The organism is Bradyrhizobium sp. (assembly GCF_019244115.1).
Lineage (GTDB): Bacteria > Pseudomonadota > Alphaproteobacteria > Rhizobiales > Xanthobacteraceae > Bradyrhizobium.
On the sequence record NZ_JAFATE010000565.1, the window covers coordinates 1 to 6,984 of the forward strand.

6 protein-coding genes and 1 pseudogene are annotated in these 6,984 nt (G+C 63.3%); 2 read left to right on the top strand and 5 right to left on the bottom strand.

The genetic code is table 11. The annotated features are described in order from the left end of the window. Positions 1-355, bottom strand: a pseudogene (locus tag JOZ76_RS25055) (L,D-transpeptidase family protein); the annotation flags it as partial. Between the two features lie 220 nt (positions 356-575). On the opposite strand from JOZ76_RS25055, the gene JOZ76_RS25060 reads away from it, so the two are divergent. Beyond that, the gene (locus JOZ76_RS25060; protein WP_291703184.1) at positions 576-1,262 is read left to right on the top strand and encodes a response regulator transcription factor; all 687 of its coding nucleotides are present in this window, start codon (positions 576-578) and stop codon (positions 1,260-1,262) included. A 56-nt stretch (positions 1,263-1,318) separates the two neighbouring features. After that, the gene (locus JOZ76_RS25065) at positions 1,319-1,762 is read left to right on the top strand and encodes a cyclic nucleotide-binding domain-containing protein (RefSeq protein WP_291703186.1); all 444 of its coding nucleotides are present in this window, start codon (positions 1,319-1,321) and stop codon (positions 1,760-1,762) included. A 140-nt stretch (positions 1,763-1,902) separates the two neighbouring features. Here the strand turns inward: JOZ76_RS25065 and JOZ76_RS25070 are convergent, their stop codons facing one another. The 4 genes from JOZ76_RS25070 to JOZ76_RS25085 form a co-directional block, all read right to left on the bottom strand. Then, positions 1,903-2,718: an exodeoxyribonuclease III gene (locus JOZ76_RS25070; protein ID WP_291703188.1), complete on the bottom strand. Its 816-nt coding sequence runs from the start codon at positions 2,716-2,718 to the stop codon at positions 1,903-1,905. A gap of 128 nt (positions 2,719-2,846) precedes the next feature. Further along, a complete protein-coding gene (locus tag JOZ76_RS25075) occupies positions 2,847-3,617 on the bottom strand; it encodes an outer membrane lipoprotein carrier protein LolA (RefSeq protein ID WP_291703192.1) in 771 nt (256 codons plus the stop codon). Between the two features lie 168 nt (positions 3,618-3,785). After that, entirely contained in the window at positions 3,786-6,245 is a 2,460-nt protein-coding gene (locus tag JOZ76_RS25080; RefSeq protein WP_291703197.1) for an FtsK/SpoIIIE family DNA translocase, read from the bottom strand. Between the two features lie 118 nt (positions 6,246-6,363). Continuing rightward, a partial coding sequence (locus tag JOZ76_RS25085; protein ID WP_291703190.1) for an aminotransferase class I/II-fold pyridoxal phosphate-dependent enzyme occupies positions 6,364-6,984 on the bottom strand: 621 nt, incomplete at its 5' end.

A 6,984-nucleotide genomic window follows, 5' to 3' on the forward strand; every position in this document is an offset into this window, starting at 1 on the left:
GGTGATCGCCAGGATGCTCACGGCCAATTCGGACCGACTGGTTGTAATGACGATCGGCTGGATCTTCACACCAGGCATCGTCTTCGCGAATCGCGCGAACCGGAAGAAAGGTCCGAGGCCGCGGATGACGATCGGCACGCCACCACAGCCGGCGCGGCCGAAACACGCCGCGCGGCGTGCCGCCGTCGCCTTCGCGCTTGTTGGCCAGAATCCCGCCACGCCCCAGCGCGACCGGAATCGCGCGATCGCCAACCATGAGCCAGCCCCTGTTCGGGTTGCCAGCAGCGGCCTTAACCGTGATTGCCCGAACCGGCCCGAATCGGGCGTAAGCCTTTGAAACATGACGTTTTTGCATACGGGCCCCCTCGCCTGCCAAATGCCTCATTGTCGGCTGATGGTCTATTGATCCCATTCGCGCATATTCGTGCAAATAGCCGGATATTCTGAGGTAGAGTGCCGCTCGGCTTGAGATTTCATTGCAGGTTCCTACTTCAGGGTGGAATAATCTGACGCGCCCGGACGTAAATGAAGGGCCATCTGGTCCGCGCGTTGCGGGCTGCACAAAAGGAATGATCATGGCCAATGCCCGCAAGATCCTGATCGTGGATGACGATACTGATCTGCGCGACACCCTGGTGGAGCAACTATCGCTGCACGACGAATTCGAAGCGTCCGCTGTCGACACAGGCGCGAAGGGGGCCAGCGCTGCGAGAGCCAACTCGCCTGACCTCGTCCTGATGGACGTTGGCTTGCCGGACACCGATGGCCGTGAGGTGGTGCGCAGCCTTCGCAAGGGCGGCTTCAAGGCTCCGATCATCATGCTCACCGGGCACGACACCGACTCGGACACCATCCTCGGGCTGGAATCCGGCGCCAACGACTATGTCGCAAAACCATTCCGCTTCGCGGTGCTGCTGGCGCGCATCAGGGCGCAACTGCGTCAGCATGAAGCCAGTGAAGATGCGGTCTTCTCGGTCGGGCCCTACAGCTTCCGGCCTGGCTCGAAGATGCTCACCGCCGCCAATGCGCGGAAAGTCCGGTTGACCGAGAAGGAGACGGCGATCCTCCGCTTCCTCTACCGCGCCGGTCAGCTTCCGGTGTCGCGCGAGACCCTGCTGCAGGAAGTCTGGGGCTACAATTCGGGCGTCACCACCCACACCCTTGAGACCCACATTTACCGGTTGCGCCAAAAAATCGAACGGGATGCGGCCAATCCCGAGATCCTGGTAACGGAAGCCGGTGGCTACAAGCTGGTGCCGTGATACGGTTCGGGGCAACGATTCGCGAATGGCTTGCCGCGTCCCGTTGGCCGATCTGAATGTCTATCGAAGATGATGTCGCCCTGCTGGAGCGCGTCCCGACCTTGCGGCTGCTGGGAACGGACGCGCTGCGCATGCTCGCGATCGGCTCGGAACAGCGCAACGTGCCGCGCGACGATGTGCTGTTCAGCCAGGGCGATGAAGCGGACGCCGGTTTCGTCGTTCAGCGCGGTGCGCTTCGGGTCGACGACGGCGCTGGTGCCGAGACCGTGGCTCGCCCCGGCATGCTGATCGGAGAACTGGCTTTGATCGTGGCCATGCGGCGTCCGTCGACCGCGACAGCGCTCGAACATTCGTCTGTGATCCGCATCAGCCGCAGCCTGTTTCAGCGCGTGCTCGAGAGCGATCCCGCGGCCGCGGTGCGCCTGCGCGAGGAGTTCATCAATCGCACCAGTCGGCTTGCCAGCGATATCCTGACGGCGGGCACCAAGCTGAGCAGTTGAGACTGTCGTCCCGGTCAGGCGAAGCGCGCGCCGACCCATACGGCGGATGCTATCAGCAAGACCAAGGTCCCAACCACTCGGCGCAACAACAGCGGCCAGTGGTTATGGGTCTCTGCTTTCGCAGGGACGGCAGTTGAGAGCTATACGTCCATCGTCACAGTCACCGGCACATGGTCCGACGGCCGCTCCCAGCTCCGCGCGTCGCGCAGGATCTTGAAATCACTGATGGCTTCCTTGAGCGAAGGCGAGACCCAGATATGGTCGAGTCGTCGTCCGCGATCGCCCACGGTCCAGTCAGCGGCGCGGTAGCTCCACCAGGTATAGACCTTTTCCGCCATCGGAACGCGCTCGCGCGCGACGTCGACCCAGGCCCCTTCCGCCTGCGCGGCGAGCAGCTTTTCGCATTCGATCGGTGTGTGGGACACCACCTTCAAAAGCTGCCGGTGCGACCAGACATCATTCTCATGCGGCGCCACGTTGAGATCGCCGACCAGAATATGCCGATCGTCGCCGCGCGGATGCAGCGCCGAGCAGGATTTCATCTCGTCCAGAAAAGCGAGCTTGTGCTCGAATTTCGGGTTGAGCGCAGGATCGGGAATGTCGCCGCCCGCCGGAACGTAGAGATTGTGAACCACCAGGGGCTTTGTCAGTTCGGCCCTGGCGCCGAACGAGACCGAGACATGGCGAGAATCCACCTTGTCGCAGAAGGTGCGCGTGTCCGTCGATTCGAACGGCAGTTTTGAGATGATGGCGACGCCGTGATAACCCTTCTGCCCGTTCAGTGCGACGTGCTCATAGCCGAGCCGCTTGAACCGCTTCAGCGGGAATGCGTCGTCGATGCACTTGGTTTCCTGCAGGCACAGGACGTCCGGCCGCGCCGATTTGATGAATTTTGCAACGAGATCGATGCGCAGCCGCACCGAGTTGATGTTCCAAGTGGTCAGGGAGATCAGCATCGAAACGATGGCGAACAATCTTGCGCGGAAGGGATTCGCATAGCCGATCTTTCCGCATGCTGCGAGCCTCGCCGAGGTAGCTGTGCGCCCGAGCGCCCGCTATCCACCAGGAATGCGCGCCAGCGCGGTCAGCCGGGCGACCTGTCGTATCGCGTGAAGTCGATCTTGAACAGGCCCGGGTCGACCTTCTTGGTCGAATCCAGATTGTAGACGGCAACGGTCGTGTCGTAGCCCTGCGGATCGGTGACGGTCCACTGCTTGAGCTGGCCGTCCTTGACGCCGACCATCAGCATCAGCCGGCTCGTTCCGATCAGCGCCTGCTTCTCTTCGATGGTGACACTGATATAGAGATCGTCGGCGGTGACGCTGACGACGTTGGTGTCCTTGAGAAGGTCGATGCGGTCGGACAGCAGGAATCGTAGTGGGGTCTGCGACAGCGGATAATTGTCCTGGGTCGCCAGATTGCGGTCGCGCACGACCAGCGTCGTGCCGTCGGCGATGATGTCGATCGGGGTCGGCGGGTCGTATTCGAAGCGGACCTTGCCCGGCTTCTGGATGTAGAAGTCGCCCTTGGTCTTGGTGCCGTCAGGACCGACCTGCACGAAATTGCCGACCAGCGTCTGCAATGACGAGAGATAGGCGCTGACCCTTGCGGCTTGCGCTTTCTGATTGGCGTCGAAGCTTGCGAAGATGTTTGCGGGGACGTTGCGATGCGGATCCGGGATCACCGGATTGGGCGGTACATTCTGGGCCGCTCCCGTTGTCGAAGGCGCGCGCGGCGTTTCCGCGCTCAGCTGCACGCGATCGCGCCCCTTCGGGGCGGGCTTCGGCACCGGCACAGTCTGTGCCGCTGAAGGACCGGCAACGCCGACCAAACTGACGGCGATCGCCAATGCCAACGCGGTCGGCCTGCCGAGCGAAAGGTGTCGTTCAGCGGCGGAAAGTTTCGGATCTGTCTTCAAAACGTCGTCCTGACTGGCTTTGCGCTATTTTACCGCGATTTGGCAGCGAAGGGGTATCGTTTTTATTTGAACGGGCGTTCAGTGTGACTTTCCCGGCTCGCCCGCTCAAAAACCTCCGCCTTCCTCTTCGGGAACGAGAATTTCGCGCTTGCCCGCGTGGTTGGCCTGGCCAACGATGCCCTCGAGTTCCATGCGTTCCATCAGCGAGGCGGCCTTGTTGTAGCCGATCTGAAGGCGGCGCTGGATATAGCTGGTCGACGCCTTGCGGTCGCGCTTGACGATCGCAACCGCCTGCGCGAACAGGTCGCCGCCGCCATCGCCGCCCATGCCGGTGGCATCGAACACGGCGCCGTCTTCCTCGCTCGGCTCTTCCGCGGTGACGGCCTCGAGATATTCGGGCGAGCCCTGCGCCTTGAGGTGTTTGACGACCTTCTCGACTTCCTCATCGGAACAGAACGGCCCGTGCACGCGGCTGATACGTCCGCCGCCGGCCATGTAGAGCATGTCGCCCTGGCCGAGCAGCTGCTCGGCGCCCATCTCGCCGAGAATGGTGCGGCTGTCGATCTTCGATGTGACCTGGAACGAGATGCGGGTCGGAAAGTTCGCCTTGATCGTGCCAGTGATCACGTCGACCGACGGACGCTGGGTTGCGAGGATCACATGCAGACCGGCAGCGCGCGCCATCTGCGCAAGGCGCTGCACTGCGCCTTCGATGTCCTTGCCGGCGACCATCATCAGGTCGGCCATCTCGTCGACGATGATGACGATGTAGGGCAGCGGATCGAGATCGAGCTTCTCCTCTTCGTAGATCGCCTTGCCGGTCTCCTTGTCGAAGCCAGTGTGCACCGTCCGGGTCAGCTCCTCGCCATTGGTCCGCGCCTCGCCAAGGCGCGCATTGTAGCCGTCGATGTTGCGCACGCCGAGCTTGGCCATCCGCTTGTAGCGCTCTTCCATTTCGCGCACGGCCCATTTCAGCGCGACGACAGCCTTCTTCGGATCGGTCACGACCGGTGTCAGCAAATGCGGAATGCCGTCATAGACCGACAATTCGAGCATCTTTGGATCGACCATGATCAGGCGGCACTGATCCGGGCGCAGCCGATAGACCAGGCTGAGGATCATGGTGTTGATGGCGACCGATTTGCCGGAGCCGGTGGTGCCGGCGATCAAAAGATGTGGCATGCGCGCGAGGTCGACGATGATCGAGTCGCCGCCGATGTTCTTGCCGAGACAGAGCGGCAGCTTGGCGACCGACTCGGTGCTCTCCTTCGCGATCAGGAGCTCGCGCAGATAAACCTTCTCGCGGTTGGCGTTCGGCAGTTCGATGCCGATGGCATTGCGGCCGGGCACGACGGCGACGCGCGCCGACAGGGCGCTCATGGAGCGGGCGATGTCATCGGCCAATCCGATGACACGCGACGACTTGATGCCGGGGGCGGGCTCCAGTTCGTACAGTGTAACGACGGGTCCGGGATTGGCCTTTACGATCTCGCCGCGCACGCCAAAATCCTGCAACACGCCTTCCAGCGCGCGCGAATTGGCCTCGAGCTCGCTCTTGCTCAGCGGCTGGCGATCGCTGGCCTTCGGCGCCGCCAGCATCGAGACCGAGGGCAGGTCGTACTTCTCGTTGGATTTGCGTGTCGGCATCTTGGCCGCGGCTTTCTTCCGCGGCGCACGGGCGGGAGCCTCCTCCTCGTCGTCCTCCTCATCCTCGTCCTCTTCGATCTCGTCATCCTCCGCCTGCGGCGCGAGGGCTGGCGCGCCGCGGCCGCCGAGATTAGGCTCCTGTCGGACGAACGACTTGCCGCGCGGCTGCGCTCCGCTCGCGACGAAGAGACGATAGACGGCTGCGAGCAGCCAGCCGATGCGCGCCTTCGCGCTCATCGCAGCATGAAATGCCCAGCCGAGCGAGACCGATCCGCGGTCTTCCTCGCCGGCCTCCTCGAACGGCGCGTCGTCATCGGAGCTCGGGGCAGCGTCCTCATCCTCGCGTGGGCGCGAACCCATGCCGCTGGCGAACAGGAAGGTCACGACCGTTGCCGTGCCAAGAACGATCCCGAGCGCGAGGCGATAGATCAGTCCGGGAGGACCGAACACGACGGCGGGCAGTCGCACCAAGGCGTCGCCGACAACGCCGCCGAGTCCGGTCGGCAGCGGCCAGGCGCTATTATGCGGCCAGCAGCTTGCGAAACCCGACGCGAGCACCGTGCACAGGATCAGGCAGCCGAGTCGCAACGCTTCGCGATCGAAATTGCGGTGGGTGAGCAGCCGCCAGCCCCACACCGCCACCGGCAGCATCAGCATGATCGCGCCGAGCCCTAAAATCTGCATCGACAGGTCTGCGCCGATCGCGCCGGGATAGCCGACGATGTTGCGCGTGGCGCGCGACGTGGCGTGGCTGAGACTCGGATCCTGCACCGACCAGGTCATCAGGGCCGCCGCCGCGGCGCCGGCAAGGGCAATGAGGCCCAGGCCGGCGAGTTCGCGCAGTCGCCGGCTCATGGCTTCGCGGATCGACACCGGCAGGTGTGCGACCAGCGGGATGACACGTTCGATCGCCGGCATGCCCTTCAAGCCCCGCGCCTAGAGTTTCCGTTCCGATCGAATCGGAATGGCGACTCCAGCTTATTCGTTTGACGCGTTTTCTTCACGCGAACCGGTCCCCACTTCGCTCGAAAACGCTCTAACCAAGCACTTCGACGAGGCGGTGCAACGCCTCGGCGGTCGTTGCACTATCGGCGACCAGCGCCAAGCGAATGTAGCCGGCGCCGGGATTGAATCCGTCGGTCTGCCGCCGCGCCAGAAAACTTCCCGGCACCACGCGCACGCCCGCGTCACGGTAAAGCCTGATGGTCGCAGCTTCGTCACCGTCAAGCGCCGCCACATCCAGCCAGATGCAAAAGCCGCCGTCGGGGCGGCGATAGCCGTAGCGGTTGCCGAGGATCTGGTCCGCCAAATCGAACTTTTGCCGGTAGAGCCTGCGATTCTCCTCGACATGGGCTTCGTCGCCATAGGCCGCGATCGCGACATGCTGCAGCGGCACCGGCACCTGTGGCGCCGCCACGTTGCGCAGCTCGTGAAACAGGTTGAGGAAGTTGCGGTCGCCGGCCGCGAAGCCAAGGCGCATGCCCGGCAGATTGGAGCGCTTCGACAGCGACTGAAAGACAACGACATTGCCGAAATCGGGGCCGGCACATTCCAGTGCAGTGCCGGGCGCCTCGCGGGTGTAGATCTCCGAATAGCATTCGTCACTGAAGATCATGAAGCCGAAGCGATCGGCGAGCCGCTTGAGGCGGAGGAAATA